This window comes from Massilia paldalensis, assembly GCF_044901715.1.
Taxonomy (GTDB): Bacteria; Pseudomonadota; Gammaproteobacteria; order Burkholderiales; family Burkholderiaceae_D; genus Telluria; species Telluria paldalensis.
Map to the genome: position 1 here is coordinate 337,136 of NZ_JBJCIU010000004.1, position 22,485 is coordinate 359,620.

Consider the following 22,485-nt stretch of genomic DNA (forward strand, 5'->3'; position numbering starts at 1 on the left):
ACAGCTGGCGGGCATATTTGCGCATCTGTGCGCGGCGAGATCGGGGGAATTGTGGAGTAAACGCATCACCGGCCGCGCGGGGCCGGCGACGAAATGCTTATTTGAGCCAGCCGCGGTGGCGGAAGTACAGGAAGGGCGCGATGGCGCTGATGACCATCAGCGACAGCGACCAGCCGTAGCCGAATTTCCAGTGGAGTTCGGGCAGGAATTCGAAGTTCATGCCGTAGATGCTGGCGATGAGGGTCGGCGGCAGGAAGGCGACCGAGGCCACCGAAAAGATCTTGATGATCTTGTTCTGGTTGATGTTGATGAAGCCGACGGTGGCGTCCATCAGGAAGTTCACCTTGTCGAACAGGAAGGACGTGTGGTTGTCCAGCGATTCGATGTCGCGCAGGATCTGGCGCGCCTCGTCGAACTGTTCCGAGTTCAGCAGGCGGCCGCGCATCAGGAAACTGACGGCACGGCGCGTATCCATCATGTTGCGGCGGATGCGGCCGTTCAAGTCTTCCTCGTGGGCGATCGCATTCAGCGCGGCGGCCGCGTCCTGGTCGGTGAATTCCTTCTGCAGCACGCGCTGGCTCACCGCTTCCAGGCTCTCGTAGATGCCTTCGAGCGCGTCGGCCGAGTATTCGGCGTCGGTCGCGTACAGGTCGAGCAGCACGTCCATGTAGTCCTCGATCGAGCCGGGACGCGAGCGCGCGCGCAGGCGCACGAGGCGGAATACGGGCAGGTCGTCGACGTGGACGGAGAACAGCACCTTCTTCGACAGGATGAAGGCGACGGTGACGATCCGCGACGGCCCGTCCTCTTCCTCGCGCAGGAAGTCCGTGCGCAGGTGCAGGTCGCCGTTCTCGCCCTCGTAGTAGCGCGCGGATGCCTCGATGTCCGAGACCTCGTCCTCGCCCGGCAGGACGACGTCGTACTTGGCCTTGACCCAGGCGCGTTCTTCGTCGGTGGGATCGTTCAGGTCGACCCAGACTGCCTCTACGTTCTCCAGATCGGCGCGCGAAGCGATCGGTACCTGGTTCAGTCGGCCATTTTGTAGGACAAATACGTTGATCATGCGCTCTTTCTGGGCCGGATTCGGAAACAGCGCAAGTGTACTAGCAAGGACCGGACGCGGCCACCCCAAAACGACATTTCGCAGGGCGGCACGCGGGCTGGCCGACGTTTATTCGCCAAACCCGCCCCGGGGCGGCGGGATCAGGTGGCGGAAGGTGGGCTCGATGTGCTTCGCGTGCAGGAAGCGGACGATGTCTTCCAGCGTGGCGTCCTTGAGCAGCAGGCCGTCCGGGATGGCGCCGGGCTGCGTGGCGGCGGGGGCCGTGGGCGGGGCGGGTGGCGCTGCGAGGGCAGTCACCGGCGCGGTCACCGGAGCAGCGCCATGGGTCGCGCGCAGCGCCGCCAGCGCCGCCTGGAACCGTGCCGGCGCGATGCGCTCCAGGCCGTCGACGAAGCCCAGCTGGCCGGCCGCGGGCGGCGGCATGTCCAGGCCCGATTCGTCGGCGAAGGAGGCGCCCATGCCCGGGTGGATGAAGGCGGACCAGGTGCCGGTGGCGGCATCCAGGTGCGGCGGCAGGTCGACCGGCATGCCGACGTCGTCGGCCGCCAGCAGCATGTCCGGATGGGCGCGCCCCAGCAGCCGCACGAACGTGCGCGCCTCCTCGACGGGCACGGCCTCCTCCAGCGACAGCCACAGGACGTAGCCGCCGCGCGCGGCGACGCTCACGGCCGGCGCCGGGAAGCCGTAGTCCGCCTGCAGCGCGTTGGCGATCGCGCACAGATCGTCCCAATGCCGCGCCTCCCCGCCCGCCGCCTTGCGGAACGGGATGGCGATGCCGCGCACCGCGTCGCCGTGCAGGGGCTGATACAGCCTGGTCAATTCCGCATCCAATCTGTCCATCTATTTCCTCACTTCGGGGTCAGGTCCCGATTTTTCGCATATTCGGGGTCAGAGCACTTTTTGTGGAAATGGCCTGTTCGAACTCTTTCGGCGCTTACGCAACGGTTTCGTGCTCAAGCCGGAGAGCCGGCGGCGAAATGCAGCGCAGACACCGGAATCCACTATGTGCTCTGACCCCGAATTTTACAAATAATGTGCTCTGACCCCGAATTCAGGGGCGGATTCAGGGCAGTTCGGCGGCGTTCATGCGGCGCTGGATGATCGCCGTGCGGCGCGCCAGGTAGTTGGTGTCGCGGTGGCGGTCGTAGTAGCGCGGGTTCGGCAGCATCACGGCCAGGCGCGCGGCCTGGGACGGGGTCAGGTTGGCGGCCGCCGTGCGGTAGTAGTGGCGCGCGGCCGCCTCGGCGCCGAACACGCCGCGGCCGAATTCCACCACGTTCAGGTAGATCTCGAGGATGCGCTGCTTGCTCATCACCGCTTCCAGCATGTAGGCGATGACCAGTTCCTGGCCCTTGCGCAGGTAGTTGCGCGAGCCGGACAGGAACAGGTTCTTGGCCAGCTGCTGGGTGATGGTCGAGCCGCCGCCGACGACCTTGTGGCGCTTGTTGTTGCGCTCGTACGCGCGCTCCAACGCATCCCAGTCGACGCCGTCGTGGGCGAGGAAGTTGCCGTCCTCGGAGGCGATCACGGCGCGCTTCAGGTGGTTCGAGATGCGGTTGTAGGGCACCCAGGCGTGTTCCAGCTTCGCGTCCGGATTCTGTTCGCGCAGCGCGGACAACTGCTGGCGCATCATGCTGGTCGACGAGGGATCGAACTGCGTCCACCAACAAACCATCAGGAAGAAGTACAGCTGCACCAGCAGCACGGCCAGTATCGGGCCGAGGACGAGCCATTTCAGCCAGCGCCGCCCGCCGGCCTTCGCCTTCGGTCTGGACTTGGGTTTCGCGGTGGCCGCAGCCTTGAGCGCATCGAGCATAGGTCGTTATAAGGTGGAGCGCATCCGTTCGAGGACGGCCATGGTTTCCGGCCGCACGCCGCGCCAGCCGGCGAAGGCTTCCGCAGCCTGCTCGACCAGCATGCCCAGGCCGTCGCGGGCCGCCGCGCCATGGCAGGCGGCGAATGCCATGAACGGGCTCGGCGCTTTTCCGTACATCATATCCAATGCCAGCGTGCCTTGGCAAAAAGCGGCGGCCGGCACCGGCGGCATGGCGGCCGCCAGGCTCGCCGACGTGGCGTTCACGACCACGTCGAACGGGCCTTCGATGTCTTCAAAGCCGCACGCCGTCACCTGCCCCGGCGCCGCATGGCCCGCGAAATGGGCGACCAGCGCATCGGCCGTGGCGGGCGTGCGGTTGGCGATGACGATGGCGGCCGGCCCCTGCTCCAGGAACGGCAGGATGACGCCGCGCGCGGCCCCGCCCGCCCCCAGCAGCAGCACGCGCTTGCCCGCCAGCGGCACGCCGGCATTGCGCACGATGTCCGCGACCAGGCCCGGGCCGTCCGTGTTGTCGCCGACGATCTCGCCGCGTTCGAAGCGCAACGTGTTCACGGCGCCGGCCAGGCGCGCGCGCTGCTCCAGCCGGGTGGCGATGGCCGCCGCTTCCAGCTTGAACGGCACGGTGACGTTGGCGCCCCTGTAGCCCGCCGCCACGAGTTCGCGCACGGTCTGCGCGAAGCCGTCCAGCGGCGCCAGGCGGCGTTCATAAGCGATGTCCTGCCCCGTCTGCGCCGCGAAGGCGGCGTGGATCTCGGGCGATTTGCTGTGGGCGATCGGGTTCCCGATCACGCAGTATTTGTCTGTCATGGTCAATTCGTTACCGTCGTCCCCGCGCAGGCGGGGATCCAATATCGCAAGCGCGTCGACTGCGCCGGCCAACTTGGGTCCCCGCCTACGCGGGGACGACGTGGTTTGGCGCGGGGACGACGTGGATTATCGCTGGAACGACGTGGTGGATGCTTCCTACCCACGCAATTCCGCCTGCAGCGTTTCCTCGCGCGTGAACCGGAAGCGGGTGATCACGATCCACAAATCGTCCTTGTCCGACGAGCGCATATTCGCCGGAAACTTGCCGAACGGCGCCGCGCGGCGCACGATCGCGAGCGCGGCGCGGTCCAGCGCCGGGTTGCCGGAGCTGCGCTCGATGCGCGGGCCGCCCTCCTTCTCGTAGATGCTGCCGTCCTGGAAGATCGGGATGTACACGACCAGTTCCCCATACAGCTTCTTGCCGTTCTGCTGGGGGAAGTTCAGCGTGCCCGTCTCCTCGACGCGCTTTTGCATCGCCTTGTAGTACATGGCGTAGCCGACTTCGCGCGTGCTGGGGCTGATGAAGGTCTTGCGCGGGCGCTTGTTCTCGTCGTTGATGCGCTGGGTGATCTCGGCCGTCATGCGCGCGATGGCCTTGGCGGAATCGACGTCGTCGGCGCCCGTGCGGCGCGGGTCCGGCCTGGCCTGCTCGGCGCTGGGCGCCGTGTTGAAGTCCGAGGTGCGGGTGCGCGTCAGCATGTTCTTCTGCTGCTTTTCCAACTCGGCGATGCGGCGCTGCAGCGCCTTGATGCTGTCGCCGTCTTCGACCTTGCGCAGGTCCGGCAGCGGCGACTGGGCCCGTCCCGCGTCGGCCTTGCCGCCGCCGTCGAGGTTGGCCTGGGCCAGCGCCTCCGCCTTCAGGGGCGCGCGCTGGTGCTTGGCGTTGACGAGGATGACTTCCAGTCCGGGGTCGGCCGGCTGCAGCCGGAACGTGTCCGGCGCGGCGAAGCGGACCGCCAGCAGGCAGGCATGCGCCAGCACCGAACAGGCGATGGCGATCATCAGGGGACGGTTGTGGCGAAGGCTGTTCACGCGCTGCGGGGTGGGACGGTTGGTATAACTCCCCATTCTACCGTGCGCTACGCGCCGTGTGCGAGGCGCGCGGGAAAGTATCGGTCTTGCATGCAACATGGGATTGCCGCAGTTTCAAGACCGACGCAGTTTCAAGATCGATTAACGGATTATCAACAGTACGTGGACGGCCCCCGCAAGGTGCCGGCACGCACATCGGATCCCCGCCTGCGCGGGGACGACATCCGACGCGTCAGGCCGCCGTCTGCGGATCGGCCGGCGCCGCCGGCACGTCCGTCTGCGTCTCCGGATCGACCACGGTGACGCTGCCCTCCGCTTCCGCGCTTTCCGTCGCCGCCGCTTCGCCCGTGTCCGTGCCCTCTTCCTCTTCTTCCAGGTCGAGTTCCGCCCCTTCCGGCGCCACGGCGGCCACTTCGAGCAGGCGCGCTTCGAGCGCCAGGTCGACCTCGTCCCAGCGCACGATGTCCAGGCGCACCTGGGCGCCGCGCGCCACCTGGGGCATGCCCGGCAGGCGGATCACCAGCGGGATCTCGACCAGGCGCAGCACCTCGTCCTTCAGCACCACGGCATCGACCTGCTTGGCGTGTTCCTGGCCCAGCCAGCGCAGGCACCAGTAGCGTTCCATGTTCTGCTGGAAGTCGTTATAGGCCGAGTAGGCGGCGTCGAAGGCGGAGACGATCGAGAACAGCGTCGCGTCGCGGTGCTTGAACGGCGCGACCAGCGGCGCCGTGACGCCGTTGCTGGCGCAGGCCAGGATCTGCCACTGGTTGACGAGGTCCGTGTAGCGGCGCAGCGGCGACGTGCTCCAGGCGTACTGGTCGACGCCCAGGCCCTGGTGCGGCGCCGCGTGGGTGACCATGCGCACCTGCATCTTGGCGGCCCAGCCGCCGGCGCCCGGTCCCTGGGAACGGTAGATGCCCGGCACGCCGCAGTCGTGCAGCAGCTTGCCCCAGGTGCTGTTGGCGAAGATCATCAGCTCGGCCACGATCTTGTCCAGCGGCGCGCCGCGCTTGCGGCGCACGATGGTGACGACGTCGTCCTCGACATAGAAATTGAAGTCGACACGGTTCGCCTGCTCGGGCTTCAGGCCGAAGGCTTCGCGCTTCTGCATGCGGCCCGCTTCCAGCGTCAGGGCCCACTTCCACAGCAGGCCCAGCTCGGCCTTGTGCGGATACTCGCCTTCTCCGCTGGCCAGCGTGTCCTCGTTGACGAGCTCGTCCAGGTCGTTGTGGCGCAGGTTGTTCTTGATCGGCACGCGCTCGGCGCGGGTCTCGGTCGAGATGACGGACCAGTCGTCGCGGTTCAGCACGGCGTACAGCGACAGCGCCGGGCAATCGTTGCCCTCGGCCAGCGTGAACGCATTGACGACCTCGTCCGGCAGCATCGTGATCTTGTCGCCCGGCATGTAGACGGTCGACATGCGCGCGCGCGCGATCTTGTCGATGGCGTCGTCCGGACGGATGCCCAGGCCCGGCGCCGCGATGTGGATGCCCACGCGCACGGTGCCGTCGTCCAGTTCCTCGACGGAGAACGCATCGTCGATTTCGGTGGTGGTCACGTCGTCGATCGAGAACGCGGCCACCTTGGCCAGCGGCAGGTCGCCTGGCGCCGCCGGGACCGTCACGGGCGGGAAGCCGGCGCCGCGCGGGAAGTGCTCGAACAGGAAGCGCGACATGTGCAGGTCCTTGGCGGACGCGACGCCGCCCGTGGACAGCATCAGCCGTTGCGGCGTGGTCTGCAGTTCGCTGGCGGCCGTGTCCAGCGCCTTGAATTCGATGCTGTTCTTGTCCGGCTTGAACAGCAGCTGCTGCACCAGCGGCTGCATCGACGCGGGCAGCCGGCCCGCCTTCAATTCCTCGACATACGAGGCCTGGACGATGGCTTGCTGCTTCTTCTTTTCGATGCCGGCCAGCGCCGCGCGCAGCGACTGTTCCGGCGCCGCCTTGTAGCGCCCGCGTCCTTTTTTATAGAAATAGATGGGGGCGCCGTGCAGGGCCAGCACGAGGCCGGCCGCTTCCGCCGGCAGCGGGGCGTGGCCGAAGTATTCGGCGCCCAGTTCCGTGAAGCCGAACTCGTCCTCGCCCGCGACTTCCCACAGGAATTCGAGATCCACGTCCGCGGCAATCGCCTTGGCCTGGTCCAGCAGCGCGGCCGGATCCGGCTTGTCGAACTGCAGCATCACATCCTTGGACTTGACCTTGGTACGCTTCCCGCTCGGCATTTCGACCTGGTAAGCCTCTCCCGCTTGCGACAGCACGGTGCCGACCTTGAAATCGCCGGACTCTTCGAAAAATACGTTCATCTTATTTGGACTTGGTTGATGTACAGGCCAGCTTCAGCACCGCGGGCAAGAATACCTCGGTGACCAGCAGCAGGCCTTGACGGCGGCGATAGACGCAGCGCCGGGCAAAATAATCGGCATCCGCGGCGAACGACACATCGTTCGCCAGCAAGGCGGCGCGCATGCGCGTGCGCAGCGGATGGCCCGGACGGATCCTGGCGAAGGCGAGCTGGCCACGCTCCACCAGCGGATCGTAGAACAGCGTGGTGCCGAGCGAACGCTCGCCCAGCGTGGAAAACAGCGGCCAGTCGCTGGCCGTGGCGGAAAGCGGCACCACCGTGTGGCCGTACACGACGGGACGGCCGTCGCAGCGCAGCAGCACGTCGCGCTCCCACACGCGCAGCGGGCGCGGCAACCCGATGGCCGCCGTCTCGTCGGCCAGGCAGACGTTGCCGGCCTGGCGCAGCTTCTGCACGCGGAAGTGGTTGCTGCTCGCCACCAGGCGCGCCGTCAGCGAACCTTCCGTCGTCAGCCAGTCGCGCATCGGCGCCGGCGCATGCACGCCGTCCGGATGCGCGAACCAGCGGGCCCGGCGCAGCGAGGCCGGCCTCACCTTCCCCGTTCCGATCCGGCGGCGCCTCGTTCGGGTTGCTCGTTGGTGTCGATGCCGCAGAATGCCAGTACCTCGTCGACATAGCGCTCGAATTCCGAGATCGCATGGTCGCTGCCGTCGATGACGTGCTGGTGCGCGCCCGCATAGTGCGCGACCATGTCACGGTAATCGAGCACCTCGTCGCCCGTCGCGGCCAACAGGAAATAGCGCTGAGGATCGGTGATGCGGTCGATTTTCAACGCCGCCAGCTCCCCGATGTATTCCTGCTTGAACTCGAACGGCTCGTCCGAATGCCAAGCCGTCGTCGTGCCCACGTGCTGTTCCAGCCGCGACAGCGGATCGACGGCCGGGTTCAGCAGCGCGGCGCGGCAACCGAAGCGTTCGGCCAGCCAGGTCGCGTAGAAGCCGCCCAGCGAGGAACCGATGATCGCCAGCCTGTCACGGTGGCGTTCGACGAGGCCCAGCACGAGCTCCATGGCCGCCTGCGGCGACGCCGGCAGTTGCGGACAGGTCAGGTCGTGGGCGCGGCCGGCGCGCTCCATGCGCTGCTGCACGACGCGCGCCTTGCAGGAACGCGGCGACGAGCGGAAGCCGTGCAGGTACAGAATGTGCCCGTTCCCAACGGGCACGTGCTGAATAGGCGGCGTCGCGCTCATGCCTTCGCAGCCAGCGCATCCAGCAGCTTCTGGTGCACGCCGCCGAAGCCGCCATTGCTCATCACGAGGATGTGGTCGCCCGGCTGGGCGGCCTGGACGACGGCCTGCACCAGGTAGTCGAGCTGGTCGAAGCTGTGGGCGATGGTGCCCAGCGGCTTCAGCGCGTCGCCCAGCGACCAGCCCAGCGCCTGCTGGCTGCCGAAGCCGAACACGAGGTCGGCATCCTTCAGGCTGCCCGGCAGCGCATCCTTCATCGCGCCCAGCTTCATCGTGTTCGAGCGCGGCTCGAGCACGGCCAGAATCCTGCCCGTCGTGCCGATCTTCTGGCGCAATCCGCCCACAGTCGTCGCGATGGCCGTCGGATGGTGGGCGAAGTCGTCGTAGACGGTGACGCCACCCACGGTGCCGCGCACTTCCATGCGCCGCTTGACGCTCTGGAAGCGTGCCAGCGATTCGATCGCCTGGGCGGGCGGCACGCCCACGTGGCGGGCGGCGGCGATGGCGGCCAGCGCATTGCTGCGGTTGTGCTTGCCGGTCAGGTCCCAGTGCACGGTACCCTGCTGCTCTCCCTTGAACAGGACGTCGAAGCTGGCGCCACCCGGATGCTCGACGAGGCTCCAGTCGGTGCCGTCGGAGGCGCCGAAGGTTTCCTTGTCGCTCCAGCAGCCGCGCTTGAGCACGCGGCCCAGCGAGGCTTCGTCGCCGTTCACGACGAGGCGGCCCACGCCCGGCACGGTGCGCACCAGGTGGTGGAATTGGGTTTCGATGGCACCGATATCGGGGAAGATGTCGGCGTGATCGTATTCCAGGTTGTTCAGGACGGCGGTCTTGGCATGGTAGTGCACGAACTTCGAGCGCTTGTCGAAGAAGGCCGTGTCGTACTCGTCCGCCTCGATGACGAAGAAGTCGCTGTCCTTGTCGCCCTGCAGCCTGGCCGACACGCCGAAGTTCATCGGCACGCCGCCGATCAGGAAGCCGGGCGCGTAGCCGGCGTCTTCCAGGATCCAGGCAAGCATCGACGTGGTCGTCGTCTTGCCGTGCGTACCGGCCACGGCCAATACCCATTTGTCGCGCAGAATATGATCGCCGATCCATTGCGGACCCGATACATAACGCAGGCCGCGGTTCAGGATTTCCTCGACCAGCGGATTACCGCGCGTCATCACATTGCCGATCACGTACAAATCGGGATTCAGGCTCACCTGTTCCGGACCGTAGCCCTGGATCAGCTCGATACCCTGGGCTTCGAGCTGGGTGCTCATCGGGGGATAGACGTTGGCGTCGCAACCGGTGACACGGTGGCCGGCCTCCTTCGCCAGGACAGCGAGTCCGCCCATGAAGGTGCCGCAGATGCCGAGGATATGGATGTGCATTGTTCGGGAATCGCTCAGTAAGTAGCGCTGTAAAGCAAATGAATACGCGATTCTACCCGACGCGATGCCATTTTCCGTTCAAGAGTATGATCTCGGACATGATGCCTAATCCAAATGATGACCTCCAGACTTTGCGCTCGCGCATAGCCGCAACGGCGGCCCGCATGATTGCCCAGGATGGCGCCGACTATCACACGGCCAAGGCCAAGGCGGCGCGCCAGGTGCTCGGCGTCGACCGGCCCTCCCCGAATTACCTGCCCGACAATATCCAGGTCGAGGACGAGGTGCGCCGCTACCAGGCGCTGTTCGACAATCCGGCCCGCACCGCGCGCCTGCAGCGCCTGCGCCGGGCCGCGATCGACGTCATGGAGGAACTGGCCGAGTTCCGGCCCTACCTGACGGGCGCGGTATTGAATGGCACGGCCGGCGAGCATGACGACATCCATTTGCAGCTGTTCGCGGACAGCGCCAAGGAAGTCGAGATCTGGCTGCTCAACCGCAACGTCGACCTCGACATCGCGGAAGTCCCGCACTTCAAGGGCGGGCGCCACGATCCCGTGGAGGTGGTGAGTTTTACGTGGAAGAAGGAAACCGTGCACGCCGAGCTGTACGAGATGAACGACTTGCGCGGCGCCCTGAAGCCGCGTGCCGACGGACGCGCCCAGCGGGTCGATGCGGCCGGCTTGCGCACCCTGATGAACAACGAAGAAAAACAGGCTTGAACCCATGAACAAGAAAAAACTGGCGGGCTACGCCATCCTCGCTGCTGCCTTCACCGTGCTGGGCGCCATCGCCGGCGTCAGGCAGGAAGCGAAGGGACCGCTGACGACCACCTACGCGCCGACCGACGGCCGCGCCCACACGGCGGCGGCGAACCTGTATGCGCAATCGCTGAACGACCTGTCGGGCAAGCCGCAGGCACTGTCCCAATGGAAGGGCAAGCCGCTGCTGGTGAACTTCTGGGCCTCGTGGTGCGCGCCCTGCGTGTCCGAGATGCCGGAACTGTCCGAGCTGGCCGCCAAGGATGGCGGCAAGCGCTTCAACGTGATCGGCATCGGCATCGATTCGCCGACGAACCTCGCCGAATTCGCCAAGAAGATCAAGATTTCCTATCCGCTGTATGTGGGCGGCATGGGCGCCACTGACCTGGCGCGCGGCCTGGGCAATGCCAACGGCGGCCTGCCTTATACGGTGCTGATCGGCGCAGATGGGCAGGTGAAGAAGACTTACCTGGGCAAGTTGAAATTCGATCAACTGCGCGCCGACCTGGCCAAGCTGTGAGCTTGACAAACGGTCGTTCACTTCCCTTTACACTGCTTTTTATCGCTTGCCAACCCGTAATGTTGGCGGCAAAATGCCTGTCTTTCGGGCAAAACAGACGGTTACAACATGGCGAACAAGCTCCTGCTGCTCAACGGCCCCAACCTGAATTTGCTGGGGACGCGCGAGCCTGCAGTGTACGGCTCGACGACGCTGGCCGACATCGAGCAGGCGGCCCAGGCCCAGGCCGCCGCCGCAGGCGCCAGCCTCGCCTGCTTCCAGAGTAACCATGAAGGCGCCTTGATCGACCGTATCCATGCAGCAAAGACGGAGGGCGTGGACGCGATCGTGATCAACCCGGGTGGCCTGGCCCATACGAGCGTGTCGCTGCGCGATGCGTTCTCGAGCGTGGACATTCCGTTCGTGGAAGTGCACATCTCTAATATACACAAGCGTGAGGAGTTCCGGCACCATTCGTTTTTGTCCGAGAAAGCGCAAGGCGTGATCTGCGGACTGGGAGCTGATGGATATCGCTTTGCCATCGACTTTGCGCTGAAACAGCGTTAATCTACGTCAACTTCACGCATCCTTGCGGATTGTGCATCACCTCACGCCGCATACTCACAAACAAATAATTCCAAGGGGTTTCACATGGATCTAAGAAAACTCAAGACATTGATCGACCTCGTCGCCGAATCGGACATCGCTGAACTCGAAGTCACCGAAGGCGAAAGCAAGGTACGTATCGTCAAGTCCTCGGCAATCCCGCAAAACCAGGTGATGATGGTGCCGCAGCAAGGCGTGCAGCAATTCTCGGCACCGGCCGTGAGCGCCGCCCCGGCGCCGGCCGCAGCCGCCGCCCCGGCCGCCCCGGCCGAACCGACCGGCCACGTCGTCAAATCGCCGATGGTCGGCACCTTCTACCGTTCGTCCGCCCCGGGCGCGCCGGCCTTCATCGAAGTCGGCTCGACCGTCAAGGAAGGCGACACCCTGTGCATCATCGAAGCGATGAAGCTCCTGAACGAAATCGATGCCGACATCTCCGGCACCGTCACCAAGATCCTGGTGGAAAACGGCCAGCCTGTCGAATTCGGCCAGCCGCTGTTCGTGATCGGTTAATTCACTCCTCGCTACGGACAGAAGTCCGGAGACTTCCGGATGGATGTCTCCGGACTTCTGTCCTTCGGCACCACCGATCCATGTCGTTCCCCGGCCGACCCGGCCGGGCACTCACAGAAACACCGAACTTACCATGTTTGAAAAAATCCTCATCGCCAACCGTGGTGAAATCGCGTTGCGTATCCAGCGCGCCTGCCGCGAAATGGGCATCAAGACGGTCGTCGTGCACTCCGAAGCCGACAAGGACGCCAAGTACGTGAAGCTGGCCGACGAATCCGTCTGCATCGGCCCGGCGCAATCGGCGCAAAGCTACCTGAGCATGCCGGCGATCATCAGCGCCGCCGAAGTGACCGATGCCGAAGCGATCCACCCGGGCTACGGCTTCCTGTCGGAAAACGCCGACTTCGCCGAGCGCGTCGAGAAATCGGGATTCGTGTTCATCGGCCCGCGTCCGGACTCGATCCGCATGATGGGCGACAAGGTCTCGGCCAAGCAGGCCATGATCCGTGCCGGCGTGCCCTGCGTGCCGGGTTCGGACGGCGCCCTGTCCGACGATCCGAAGGAAATCATCCAGACCGCCCGCAAGGTCGGCTACCCGGTCATCATCAAGGCGGCCGGCGGCGGCGGCGGGCGTGGCATGCGCGTGGTGCACACCGAGGCCGCGCTGCTCAACGCCGTGGCCATGACCAAGACGGAAGCCGGCACCGCGTTCGGCAATCCGGAAGTCTATATGGAGAAGTACCTGGAGAATCCGCGCCACGTGGAAATCCAGGTGCTGGCCGACGAGCACAAGCAGGCCGTCTGGCTGGGCGAGCGCGACTGCTCGATGCAGCGCCGCCACCAGAAGGTGATCGAGGAAGCGCCGGCGCCGGGCATCCCGCGCAAGCTGATCGAGAAGATCGGCGACCGCTGCGCCGAAGCCTGCCGCAAGATCGGCTACCGCGGCGCCGGCACCTTCGAATTCCTGTACGAGAACGGCGAGTTCTACTTCATCGAGATGAACACCCGCGTGCAGGTCGAGCACCCGGTCACCGAAATGATCACCGGCATCGACATCGTGCAGGAACAGATCCGCATCGCCTGCGGCGAGAAGCTGCGCTTCCGCCAGCGCGACATCATGCTGTCGGGCCACGCGATCGAGTGCCGCATCAATGCCGAGGATCCGTTCAAGTTCACCCCGTCGCCGGGCCGCATCACCGGCTGGCATCCGCCGGGCGGCCCCGGCATCCGCGTCGATTCGCACGCCTACGCCGGCTATTACGTGCCGCCGCACTACGATTCGATGGTCGGCAAGGTCATCGCCTACGGCGCCACCCGCGAGCAGGCGATCCGCCGCATGCAGATCGCGTTGTCGGAAATGGTGGTCGAGGGTATCCTCACCAATATCCCGCTGCACCGCGAACTGATGGTCGACGCCCGCTTCATCGAAGGCGGCACCAACATCCACTACCTGGAGCAGAAGCTGGCCCACAAGCCGGACCTGCCGAAGGATGGCGCGCTGGGCGCCAAATCCGACACCAAGGCAGACGCAAAGGCAGATCAATGAGCTGGACCGAAGTCATCATCGAGATCGCACGCGAGCACGCCGAAGGGCTGTCGGACGCCCTGATGGAAGCGGGCGCGCTGTCGGTCTCGGTGGAAGACGCGGACGAAGGCACGGCCGACGAGAAGCCCCTGTTCGGCGAGCCGGGCATGGTGCCCGAGCAGGCCGCCTGGGACCATAGCCGCGTCGTCGCGCTGACCGACGAAGGCGACGACCAGGCCGCCATCGTGGCCCAGGCCGCCGCCATCGCCGGCCTCGCGCAGGCCCCGAAGTTCTCCACCCGCGCCGTCGCGGACGCCGACTGGGTGCGCCTGACGCAATCGCAGTTCGAGCCCATCCACATCGGCAAAAACATCTGGGTCGTGCCGAGCTGGCACGAGGCACCGGATCCGGACGCGCTGATCCTCGAAGTCGATCCGGGCCTGGCCTTCGGCACCGGCAGCCACCCGACCACGCGCCTGTGCATGGAGTGGCTGGAAGCCCATCCGAAGCCGGGCAAGACCGTGCTGGACTACGGCTGCGGCTCCGGCATCCTGGCCATGGTCGCCAAGAAGCTGGACGCGGGCAGCGTCGTCGGCGTGGACATCGACGAGCAGGCCATCGAATCGGCGAAGCTGAATGCCGAACGCAACGCCTGCGAGATCGACTTCTACGTGCCGGACGACTTCGTCGCCTCGGCGCACGGCGGCGTGCAGTTCGACACCGTGGTGGCCAACATCCTGTCCAGCCCCCTGAAGCTGATGGCGCCGATGCTGTCGGGCCGCGTGGCCGAAGGCGGCTCCCTGATCCTGTCGGGCGTGCTGGCGCGCCAGGCCGAGGAAGTGGCGGCCGCCTACGCGCCGTTCATCAAGCTAGGCGTCTGGGCCGAGCACGACGGCTGGGTTGCCCTGCACGGCCAGCGCGGCGCCGCCAGCGCGCCGCCGGCACGCGACGGTAGCAACGGCGGCAAATAAGGCATGGCGCTCGCCACCCGGTGCCCCCATTGCCACACCACGTTCCGGGTCGCCTCGGACCAGCTCAAGCTCCGCGGCGGCATCGTCCGCTGCGGCGCCTGCCAGCGCATCTTCGACGGCAGCGCCCACCTGGTCGACCTGCAGCCGCCGGCCCCCGCGCCGGCGCCTGCCGCTCCTCCTCCCGCTGAAGAAGCGGTCCATGCGGCCGACCTCGGCCACCCCTTCGATTTGCCCGGCATCCTGCCGGAGCCGGCACCGTCGCTGCCGCCTTCCCGGCACGAGCACGAGCCGGATAGCCACCCCGTAAGCTCCCAGCCGATGCAGGCCGCGGCCGCGCCGTTCGCGCCCGGCCGCCCGCAGGTATGGCGTACCGCATCCCGCAGCACGCCCGAAGACGGCGGCGCCGACAAGGATCGCGAAGACGCGGCGCACGCCGGCGACGTCCGGCCCGATGCCGCCGCCGCCGCGGTCGCCGAAGCGCCGCCGCCGATCGCCTCGCTGGCGCCGGAACAGACGCCTGCCGCCGATGCGGACGCCGGCGCGCCGACGTATGCGCCCGCCGACCGGATCGAGCCGCAGCTGGAACCGCTGTACGAGCCGCTGCAGGACGTGGTGGCGCAGCCTGCATCCGTCCTGGATGCAGTCGTGGAGCCGGCCATGGAGCCGGAAGCTGCGCCGGCGCCCGAGCAAGAGCAAGAGCCTGAACAAGAGCAGCGGCAGGCCGCGCCGGAACCGGTGCCGGACTCCATGCCGGTGCACGGCTACGCGCCGCCGAACCGCATCGAACCGAGCTTCGGGATGCCGGTGGACGAGGAACTCGTGGCGCAGGCGCTGCCCGACGACGAGCACGCGCTGGAGCCGGAGCTGCTGGAAGCGCAGCCGGAGCCGGAGCCCGCACCGGCGCCCGCGCCGCCACCACTCCCCGACATCCCGCCGGCCGCCCTGCCGCTGCGCGCCTCGGCCGTCGACGACACCGCCGCCGTCGCCACGCCGGCGCCGCCGCGCTCGGCCCGCGCCAAGGCCACGGAAGCGCGTACGCGCCGCTCCCGGCTGACGCCCACGAAGATCGAGCCGCCGCGCCTGCGCGTGCCGCACGACGACGTGGACGAGCCGGAATTCGTCAAGCGCAGCCGGCGCCTGGAACGTTCCGGCCGGACGCGCCGCGTCCTGCTGGGCGCCGGCAGCGCCGTGCTGCTGCTCGCGCTGCTGGCCCAGGGCGTGACGACCTGGCGCAACGTGCTGGCCGCGCGCAGCCCCGCGCTCAAGCCCGTGCTGGAAGGCGCCTGCGCGCTGCTGGGCTGCCGCGTCGCGCTGCCGGCCCAGGTCGACAATCTCGCCATCGAGACGGGGGAACTGGCCACGCTGGGGCCGGGCACCTATTCTCTGCATACCCTGCTGCGCAACCAGGGCAACCTGGTGCAGGCCTGGCCCAGCATCGAGCTGGAGCTGACCGACGACGACAACAAGCCCGTGCTGCGCCGCGTGTTCACGCCGGCCGAATACCTGCCGCGCGGCACGGCGCCGGATGCGGGCTTCGCCGCGCGTTCGGAGCAGCCGGTGCGCCTGCACTTCGCCCTGCGCGACGTGACGCCCTCCGATTACCACCTCTTCGTTTTCTATCCCTGAGGCTTCAACCATGAACAAGACTTCGCTGATCTGCGGCTCGATCGCCTTCGACAAGATCATGCAATACCACGGCCGCTTCGGCGAAACCCTGCTGGCCGACCAGCTGCACCGCGTGAACGTATCGTTCCTGGTGCCGACCCTGCGCACCGAATACGGCGGCTGCGCCGTCAACATCGCGTACAACCTCAAGATGCTGGGCGGCGACCCGCTGATCATGGGCACCATCGGCCAGGACGGCGGCGACTACCTCGATCGCATGGAAAAGCAGGGCCTGGCCACGAATGCCATCCGCACCATCGACAGCGCCTACACGGCCCAGTGCTTCGTCACGGCCGACCTGGACAACAACCAGATCAACGCCTTCCACCCGGGCGCGATGCAGCATTCGCACGAGAACAGCCTGGGCGACTACCTGCCGCTGCGCGTCGCGATCATCTCCCCGGACGGCCGCGACGGCATGATCAAGCACGCGCGCGACTGCGCCGAGCGCGGCGTGCCCTTCATCTTCGACCCGGGCCAGCAGCTGCCGATGTTCAACGGCGAAGAACTGCTGACCTTCATCGAGCAAGCCACCTACCTGGCCTGCAACGACTACGAATTCGAGATGGTGATGGACCGCACCGGCCTGTCGTTGCAGGACATCGCGGCGCGCCTGGACGCGCTGATCGTCACGCGCGGCGAGCACGGCTCGGACATCTACGCCAAGGGCGAGCACCACAAGATCCCGGCGGTGCAGGCCGAGCAGGTCGTCGACCCGACCGGCTGCGGCGACGCCTACCGCGCCGGCCTGTTGTACGGCATCGCGAACGACCTGGACTGGCCGACCACGGGCCGCCTGGCCAGCGTCATCGGCGCCATCAAGATCGCCCACCAGGGCGCGCAGAACCACGTCTTCACGGCGCAGGAGATCGCGCAGCGCTTCGAGGCGGCGTTCGGCTACAAGTACTAACGGGACAATGAAAAAGGCCCGCATGCAAGGTGCGGGCCTTCCGTGACGATTCCGCTCTTCAGTGGAATGCGAACAGCTGGCGCAGCACATACTGCGCGATCTGCAACAGGATGAAGGCCACCAGCACCGTGATGTCGAGGCCGCCCAGCGGCGGGATCACGCGGCGCAGGGGACGCAGCAGCGGCTCGTTGAGGGCGCGGACGAACGGCGCCAGCGGCGCATGCGGATTGATCCAGCTGAAGATCACCTCGACGATCAGCAGGCCCATGAAGCCGTACAGGATCCAGTTCAGGAAGCGGAAGATCGCGAACAGCACGACGCCCTGCCCGCTCGCACCGCCCAGCAGCAGGACCGAGCTGGCCACCAGCACCACCAGGAAAGCACCGATCAGGCTGGCCCAGTCGTAACCGCCCATGCCCGGCACGATGCGGCGCAGCGGGCGCACCAGCCAGTCGGACAAGGTAAAGGTGAATTGCGCGATCGATGCGGGCGGGCGCACGCGGATCACCTGCATCCAGAAGCGCAGCAGCAAGACGCCGCCCAGCACACTGGCCACGGTATCGACGATCAACTGAAGAATGGGCAGCACAAGGACTCCTTAAAAAAAAACCGCCGTGCGGCGCCTCGAAACAGGCCCCACACAGCGGTATTTTGCCTCACCCTGAAGAAACGTGAGGCAAAAAACGCAGCGAAATACGGCTTACGGACGGCTGCTGGTCGGGAACGGCCATGCGGCCGGCGCGATCACGGACTTGGCGGCCGGTGCAGCGGCCGGCTGGGCGGCGCTGTCCTTGCCGTCGGCCTTGCTGTCGGCCTTGGCGTCGGCCTTGGTGTCCGACTTGGCGTCCGACTTCACTTCCGGCTTGGTGTCGGCTTTCGCTTCGGCCCTCGGCGCGGCGGCTTTCTTGGCGGCCGGCTTGGCGGCGGTCTTGGCAGCCGGGGTCGCCTTGGCGGCTACGGTCTTGGTCGCAGCGGTCTTGGTCGCGGCGGTCTTGGTGGCCGGAGCCTTGGCAGCGGCGGTCTTGGTGGCGGTCGACTTGGCGGCGGTCGACTTCGCAGCGGTCTTGGCCGGCGCCTTGGCGGCGGTCTTGGTCGCTGCAGTCTTGGTCGCGGTCGACTTGGCGGCGGTCTTGGCCGGAGCCTTGGCAGCGGTCTTGGTTGCGGTGGTCTTCTTCGCTGCGGCCGACTTGGCGGCGGTCGACTTGGTAGCGGTCGACTTGGTCGCGGCTTTCTTCGCTACCGGCTTGGCGGCCGACTTGCTGGCGGTCGACTTGGTGGTCGACTTGGCGGCGGTCGATTTCTTGGCTGCCGGCTTGGCGGTCGATTTGCTGGCGGTCGACTTGGCGGTCGACTTGGCGGCGGTCGACTTCTTGGCTGCCGGCTTGGCGGTCGACTTGCTTGCGGTCGACTTGGTGGTCGACTTGGCGGCGGTCTTGGTCGCGGTGGTCTTCTTCGCTGCGGTCGACTTGGCGGCGGTCGACTTGGTCGCGGCTTTCTTCGCTACCGGCTTGGTGGTCGACTTGGCGGCGGTCGACTTCTTGGCTGCCGGCTTGGCGGCGGTCTTGGTCGCGGTGGTCTTCTTCGCTGCGGTCGATTTTGCTGCGGTCGACTTGGTGGCGGTGGTCTTCTTCGCTACCGGCTTGGCGGCCGATTTGCTGGCGGTCGACTTGGTGGCGGTCGACTTGCTTGCGGTCGATTTGGCGGCGGTCTTGGTAGCGGCCGATTTGGTCGTGGCGGCTTTCTTCGCTACCGGCTTGGCGGCGGTTTTGGTCGCGGTCGACTTGGCGGCGGTCTTGGTGGCGGCGGCTTTCTTTGCTGCCGGCTTGGCTGCAGGTTTTGCTGCCGGTTTTGCCGCGGCCTTGGCGGCCGGCTTGGCGGCTACCGCTTTTTTCGCGACGGTTTTTTCAGCGGCTGCTTTTGCTGCCGGTTTGGCGGCTGCTTTTGCGGCCGGCTTTGCTGCTGGTTTCTTTGCGGCTGTTGCCATTTTAAATTCTCCTTCTCTGCGATGAGAAAATACGCTACAAGGTTTGAACCCGTCCAACCCGGTCTGCTTGGTCGGGCGAATTATTCATCGGCGCAAACGCGGTGTTTGCGTCAATGAATCCGGCACCAGCTGAACTGCTGCAACTCCTCAAGTCTGCAGCACTTCAGCCATCGTCGTCGCCGACGACCGAACGACTGGAGTTCGGTGGTTCGCTGCACTGTCCACATCGCTGCATCGGTGAGATGCGAAAAGAAAAAGCCGCCATGCCCGAGATTTATTCAGGCAATGCGGCTTGTTCTTTTCGCGAAGCTCACATGCATACTCAATGAATCAGCGCCCCATTTTTGATCGGATTTGCTTCCCGTTCGGACCGTGAATCCAGCCTGAAAAAATTGCGGAATTCGCACTCTTCACGTTTTGACAAATTCAATCACGTAAAGTACACGAAAACCTTGTCAGTGCGCAACCCGCACACGGTATTTTTCGTGCCCTTTTCGCGAGGGATAACCAACGGCTTCTCGATTTCGTACGATCGCCGCGATCGCGTTTGATTCTTTATGCGTTCGGCTCGGTCTCCAGAAACAAGCGCGCACATCGATGCGCATTTCAAACTACGTCCATTTCGCGTCCGCTAAACATCCTTTTATGGGCGCGGTGTTTATCTGCAATTCTTCGAATACGGCCTTTATTTAAAGGCTTCCTGCGTTTTCCGATCCCGCCGCGCGAATCCGCAGCAAGTCCATTTTCGCGAGCCAGGCCAGACCGCGCAGCAACGCCGGGCGGTCGCAGGGACCGAGCGCGTCGAGCAATTCGTCGACCTGCATCGGGCGCGATCCGATCGAACCGAAGATCTGCCCGAATTCTTCCAGCGTCGGCAAGGACGCAACAGTGAAGCGGTTCAATGCGAGCTCGCGGTACTCGCGCACCAGTGCCAGCGATGCGTCGCCCGCCAGTTCAACCAGCGACAACGGCGTGATCTGCATGCTCGGATACGTCGCGAACAAGGCGAAGGGATCGAGCCGGTCCGGCACCGGCGCGGGCAGCGGCGGCGCCAGCACGGCATCGGCGCGGCGGCGCTCATCGAGCTCGCTCCACAGCATGCGGTAGCGCGCGAGCACGACGCCCCAGTCGAATTCCTGCTGCGCGCGCAGGCGCGCATTCGCGCCGAGTTCGCGGCGCAGCGCCGCATCCGCGGTCAGGCGCGCGTAGGCCTGCGCCAGCAGCGCGCCGTCGAGCGCCACCGCCTGGCTGGTATGACCGCAATACATGTCGTAGCTGTCCACGCCATCGTCGTAACGCTGCGCGAGATCAAGTCCGGCGCCTGCGCCGGGCATCAAGGTGGGAATGCGATAGCCGTCCACGCCGTCGCGCACCGTGTCGCGGTAGCCGTTCCAGTCGCTGACCACGCACGGCAGGCCGGCCGCCATCGCCTCGACGGGCGCTTGGCCAAAGGTCTCCTGCACGCTGTCGGCGAGCGCGGTAAACACGTCGGCGGCGGCCCAGGCGTCGCGTTGCAGCTCGGGCACGCGGCCGTCCAGCACCGTCAGGCGCACCGACGGGCACAGCGCCGCGGCGCCCTCGCGGAAGGCCTTCTCGATCCCTTCGTTGGCGAACCAGCCGCACAGGAGCAGGTGCACCTGGCGCCGGTCCGTGGCGGCTTGCGCGAGGGCAGCCCGTTCGAGCGCCGCGAACATCTGCTGCGGATGGGCCTTGGCGTGGAAGGACAGGCGGCCGAGGGACAGGAAGGCGACGTCGTCGAGGCCGATGCCCAGGCGCCGGCGCACGTCCGCGCGGCGCGCTTCGTCCGGCGCGAAGTCGCGGCAATGCACGCCGAGCGGGATCAGTGGCAGCTGCGGCAGCTCGAAGCGCTGGGCGCCGAGGCGCGCGCGCAGGTAGTCGGCCTGGCGTTCGATCACCTCGCGCACGCTGTCGCGCACGACGCGCGACGTGCACACCAGCGCGTCCCAGCTGCGCAGCGGCGCCACTAGCAGGCCCGCGATCGCCGTCATCACGGCGTGGCTGGCGGTGGCATGCGTGACGCCGCACAGGCTGTAGCTGCGCTCGCCCACGCCGAGGCGGCGCCAGGCCAGGCGATCAAGCGCCGGTGCCGGCTGGTACAGCGTGCCGAACGGCGCGATGTCCTGCGGCCGGCCCTGGGCGATGTGCACGACCTCGGCGCGGCAGCCGTGGCTGCGCAGCATGCGCTCGCATTCCTGCGCATGGGCGCTGCCGGCGGCGAAACAGCCAACCGCGCGCACGTCCGCGGCCTCGGCGATCGCGCGCACCAGGCCGGCGCCCGCGCTGTGGCGTCCCGTCGGGCGCGGACCGTCGACCGCGTAAGCATCGGCGACGAAGTGCAGCGCGAAGCGCTCGGCCATCGGCCAGCTCATACGGACGCCTTCGGGGCCGGCAGCTGCTGGTGGATGAAGAGGACTCGGGTCATGGCGGGCATCGGTCGGGTCTCGGCGAATCGGCAGCGCATCGTTGGATGATCGGGCCGATCATCGCGCCGATCCGCGATCGTGTTCGAATTGAGCGCATGATAGCCTCACTATCACGCGCGTGGCGCGAGGCACGCGAGAAATCGTGCGAACGCTTGCGCGACGTCGCGGTCGCGGCGTGCCACGCGCCCCATGCGCCGCGTCGTTTCGCCCGTGGATTCAGGCTGTCTCGATCGCGATCGCCGACCATTGCACGTCGACGATCGGCGTGCGCGTCTCGCGGTCGCGGCGGTAGCTGTGGAAGGCAAAGCTGCCGTCGGCGCGTGCGTGGCACATCGTGCACTCGGTCCGGCCTGCCACCGCGTGCACGCCGATGGCGCGCAGCTGGTGCAGGACGATGGCCGGCAGGTCCAGATGGCGCAGGCCGTCGGCCAGGCGCGGCGCGACCAGTTGCGGATCGAGCCCCCAGCGCGCGACGAAACCCTCGATCACCTCCTGCCCCACCTCGTAGCAGCAGGGATGCGCGGCCGGCCCGATCGCGGCCACCCAGTCGCCGGGATCGCCGCCGCGTGCGCGCACCAGGTCGGCGAAGGCAGCCACGATGCCGGCATGGGCACCGCGCCAGCCGGCGTGCAGCGCCGCCACTTCGCGCCCGTCGCGGCGGGCCAGCAGGACGGGCACGCAATCGGCGGTGGCGATCGCCAGCAGCAGGCCGGGCCGGTCGGTGAGCATGCCATCGGCTTCGCCGCAATCCTCGCCCGCCCGCGTCACGACGGCGATGCGGGTACCGTGGCGCTCGTGCTGGATGGGGCGGCGCGGCCAGTATTCCGGCCACAGCGCGGCCATGTCGTCGTGGCGCGTGCCGAAGCCGTGCACGACGGCGGGAAGCTGGAGGAGCGGACTGGCGAGCATGGCGAGGGACGTTCGGAGGATGCGAGCGAGGATAGC

The 22,485-nt window shown here is 66.7% G+C and carries 22 protein-coding genes; 9 read left to right on the forward strand and 13 right to left on the reverse strand.

Annotated elements, in window-relative coordinates:
- Nucleotides 1–97 precede the first annotated feature (97 nt).
- The 9 genes from corA to mpl all read right to left on the reverse strand — a co-directional run bounded on the left by corA (nucleotide 98) and on the right by mpl (nucleotide 9,662).
- Nucleotides 98–1,063, reverse strand: coding sequence for a magnesium/cobalt transporter CorA (gene corA, locus ACI1V7_RS20845; protein ID WP_404533766.1), 966 nt, complete (start codon nucleotides 1,061–1,063; stop codon nucleotides 98–100).
- 108 nt (nucleotides 1,064–1,171) lie between these two features.
- Nucleotides 1,172–1,903, reverse strand: coding sequence for a hypothetical protein (locus ACI1V7_RS20850; RefSeq protein WP_404533767.1), 732 nt, complete (start codon nucleotides 1,901–1,903; stop codon nucleotides 1,172–1,174).
- Nucleotides 1,904–2,126: 223 nt separating this feature from the next.
- On the reverse strand, nucleotides 2,127–2,879 hold the full coding sequence (mtgA, locus tag ACI1V7_RS20855) for a monofunctional biosynthetic peptidoglycan transglycosylase (RefSeq protein ID WP_404533768.1): 753 nt from the start codon (nucleotides 2,877–2,879) through the stop codon (nucleotides 2,127–2,129).
- A gap of 6 nt (nucleotides 2,880–2,885) precedes the next feature.
- A complete protein-coding gene (aroE, locus tag ACI1V7_RS20860) occupies nucleotides 2,886–3,707 on the reverse strand; it encodes a shikimate dehydrogenase (RefSeq protein ID WP_404533769.1) in 822 nt (273 codons plus the stop codon).
- A gap of 156 nt (nucleotides 3,708–3,863) precedes the next feature.
- The gene (locus tag ACI1V7_RS20865; RefSeq protein WP_404534167.1) at nucleotides 3,864–4,709 is read right to left on the reverse strand and encodes a TonB family protein; all 846 of its coding nucleotides are present in this window, start codon (nucleotides 4,707–4,709) and stop codon (nucleotides 3,864–3,866) included.
- Between the two features lie 262 nt (nucleotides 4,710–4,971).
- Complete coding sequence (locus ACI1V7_RS20870; protein ID WP_404533770.1) at nucleotides 4,972–7,041, reverse strand: ribonuclease catalytic domain-containing protein; 2,070 nt, start codon at nucleotides 7,039–7,041, stop codon at nucleotides 4,972–4,974.
- A gap of 1 nt (nucleotide 7,042) precedes the next feature.
- On the reverse strand, nucleotides 7,043–7,633 hold the full coding sequence (locus ACI1V7_RS20875; protein WP_404533771.1) for a chorismate--pyruvate lyase family protein: 591 nt from the start codon (nucleotides 7,631–7,633) through the stop codon (nucleotides 7,043–7,045).
- Complete coding sequence (locus tag ACI1V7_RS20880; protein WP_404533772.1) at nucleotides 7,630–8,289, reverse strand: YqiA/YcfP family alpha/beta fold hydrolase; 660 nt, start codon at nucleotides 8,287–8,289, stop codon at nucleotides 7,630–7,632. Before ACI1V7_RS20880 ends, ACI1V7_RS20875 begins: the two co-directional genes overlap by 4 nt.
- Nucleotides 8,286–9,662 (reverse strand): UDP-N-acetylmuramate:L-alanyl-gamma-D-glutamyl-meso-diaminopimelate ligase, encoded by a 1,377-nt coding sequence (mpl, locus tag ACI1V7_RS20885; RefSeq protein WP_404533773.1) that lies wholly within the window; start codon nucleotides 9,660–9,662, stop codon nucleotides 8,286–8,288. Before mpl ends, ACI1V7_RS20880 begins: the two co-directional genes overlap by 4 nt.
- A 98-nt stretch (nucleotides 9,663–9,760) precedes the next feature.
- Here mpl and ACI1V7_RS20890 point away from each other — a divergent pair, with 98 nt between their 5' ends.
- The 8 genes from ACI1V7_RS20890 (at nucleotide 9,761) to ACI1V7_RS20925 (ending at nucleotide 17,112) form a co-directional block, all read left to right on the forward strand.
- The gene (locus ACI1V7_RS20890; RefSeq protein WP_404533774.1) at nucleotides 9,761–10,384 is read left to right on the forward strand and encodes a hypothetical protein; all 624 of its coding nucleotides are present in this window, start codon (nucleotides 9,761–9,763) and stop codon (nucleotides 10,382–10,384) included.
- Nucleotides 10,385–10,388: 4 nt separating this feature from the next.
- Complete coding sequence (locus tag ACI1V7_RS20895; RefSeq protein ID WP_404533775.1) at nucleotides 10,389–10,943, forward strand: TlpA family protein disulfide reductase; 555 nt, start codon at nucleotides 10,389–10,391, stop codon at nucleotides 10,941–10,943.
- Nucleotides 10,944–11,051: 108 nt separating this feature from the next.
- On the forward strand, nucleotides 11,052–11,489 hold the full coding sequence (gene aroQ / locus ACI1V7_RS20900) for a type II 3-dehydroquinate dehydratase (protein ID WP_404533776.1): 438 nt from the start codon (nucleotides 11,052–11,054) through the stop codon (nucleotides 11,487–11,489).
- 84 nt (nucleotides 11,490–11,573) lie between these two features.
- Nucleotides 11,574–12,041, forward strand: coding sequence for an acetyl-CoA carboxylase biotin carboxyl carrier protein (accB, locus tag ACI1V7_RS20905; protein WP_404533777.1), 468 nt, complete (start codon nucleotides 11,574–11,576; stop codon nucleotides 12,039–12,041).
- A gap of 133 nt (nucleotides 12,042–12,174) precedes the next feature.
- A complete protein-coding gene (gene accC / locus ACI1V7_RS20910; RefSeq protein WP_404533778.1) occupies nucleotides 12,175–13,587 on the forward strand; it encodes an acetyl-CoA carboxylase biotin carboxylase subunit in 1,413 nt (470 codons plus the stop codon).
- Entirely contained in the window at nucleotides 13,584–14,537 is a 954-nt protein-coding gene (gene prmA / locus ACI1V7_RS20915) for a 50S ribosomal protein L11 methyltransferase (protein ID WP_404533779.1), read from the forward strand. Before accC ends, prmA begins: the two co-directional genes overlap by 4 nt.
- A gap of 3 nt (nucleotides 14,538–14,540) precedes the next feature.
- Nucleotides 14,541–16,163: a DUF3426 domain-containing protein gene (locus tag ACI1V7_RS20920; protein ID WP_404533780.1), complete on the forward strand. Its 1,623-nt coding sequence runs from the start codon at nucleotides 14,541–14,543 to the stop codon at nucleotides 16,161–16,163.
- A gap of 10 nt (nucleotides 16,164–16,173) precedes the next feature.
- On the forward strand, nucleotides 16,174–17,112 hold the full coding sequence (locus ACI1V7_RS20925) for a carbohydrate kinase family protein (RefSeq protein WP_404533781.1): 939 nt from the start codon (nucleotides 16,174–16,176) through the stop codon (nucleotides 17,110–17,112).
- Nucleotides 17,113–17,170: 58 nt separating this feature from the next.
- Here ACI1V7_RS20925 and ACI1V7_RS20930 read toward each other — a convergent pair whose 3' ends face one another.
- Nucleotides 17,171–17,701 (reverse strand): YggT family protein, encoded by a 531-nt coding sequence (locus ACI1V7_RS20930; RefSeq protein ID WP_404533782.1) that lies wholly within the window; start codon nucleotides 17,699–17,701, stop codon nucleotides 17,171–17,173.
- Between the two features lie 111 nt (nucleotides 17,702–17,812).
- The gene (locus tag ACI1V7_RS20935) at nucleotides 17,813–19,096 is read right to left on the reverse strand and encodes a transcriptional regulator (protein ID WP_404533783.1); all 1,284 of its coding nucleotides are present in this window, start codon (nucleotides 19,094–19,096) and stop codon (nucleotides 17,813–17,815) included.
- Between the two features lie 113 nt (nucleotides 19,097–19,209).
- Here ACI1V7_RS20935 and ACI1V7_RS20940 point away from each other — a divergent pair, with 113 nt between their 5' ends.
- Nucleotides 19,210–19,425, forward strand: coding sequence for a hypothetical protein (locus ACI1V7_RS20940; RefSeq protein WP_404533784.1), 216 nt, complete (start codon nucleotides 19,210–19,212; stop codon nucleotides 19,423–19,425).
- 360 nt (nucleotides 19,426–19,785) lie between these two features.
- Here the strand turns inward: ACI1V7_RS20940 and ACI1V7_RS20945 are convergent, their stop codons facing one another.
- Together ACI1V7_RS20945 and ACI1V7_RS20950 are read right to left on the reverse strand one after the other, a co-directional pair.
- On the reverse strand, nucleotides 19,786–21,486 hold the full coding sequence (locus ACI1V7_RS20945) for a glycosyltransferase family 4 protein (protein WP_404533785.1): 1,701 nt from the start codon (nucleotides 21,484–21,486) through the stop codon (nucleotides 19,786–19,788).
- Nucleotides 21,487–21,756: 270 nt separating this feature from the next.
- Nucleotides 21,757–22,449, reverse strand: coding sequence for a purine nucleoside phosphorylase YfiH/LACC1 family protein (locus ACI1V7_RS20950; protein ID WP_404533786.1), 693 nt, complete (start codon nucleotides 22,447–22,449; stop codon nucleotides 21,757–21,759).
- Between the last annotated feature and the right edge of the window lie 36 nt (nucleotides 22,450–22,485).